A 512-nucleotide genomic window follows, 5' to 3' on the forward strand; every position below is an offset into this window, starting at 1 on the left:
TGGGTCCTCCGGGTGTAGGAAAAACTCATTTAGCCGTCTCCTTTGCGATTGAAGCGATTACCCAAGGATATACAGCCCTATTTTTGTCGGCCGACGACTTAGTGGCTCAGTGCCGCAAGGCCAATGATAAAGGGACACTCCAGCGACTCGTAAATCGTTGGAGTCGTCCAGACGTGTTAATTGTAGATGAAGTAGGTTATTTTCCTTTTGATGAACTAACCGCCAATGTTTTCTTCCAGGTTGTTTCAAAGCGATACGAACAAGGAGCAATGATTTTAACATCTAATAAATCGTACCTTGAATGGGGAAAAGTTTTTGGTGACGATGTATTGGCAACGGCTATCTTGGATCGCCTCTTACATCATGCGATTACATTTAACATCAAGGGTGACTCCTACCGTTTGCGAGAAAAGAAAAAAGCAGGAATTTATCCTGCCCAAACAACGATTTAGCCGTTCATAATGGGGAATTTCATTTCGTTGAAATTGGGGAAATTTGAATCGTTGTTGACA

The 512-nt window shown here is 42.6% G+C and carries 1 protein-coding gene; it reads left to right on the top strand.

Features of this window, described 5'->3' with window-relative positions; genetic code table 11:
* Nucleotides 1–452: ATP-binding protein (locus PDQ33_RS29030; protein WP_270757153.1), on the top strand; the 452-nt coding region annotated here is incomplete at its 5' end.
* Nucleotides 453–512: the final 60 nt, after the last annotated feature.

Origin of the sequence: Bacillus cereus group sp. Bc031, from assembly GCF_027716265.1 — a bacterium.
In the GTDB taxonomy this organism is placed as follows: domain Bacteria; phylum Bacillota; class Bacilli; order Bacillales; family Bacillaceae_G; genus Bacillus_A; species Bacillus_A paranthracis.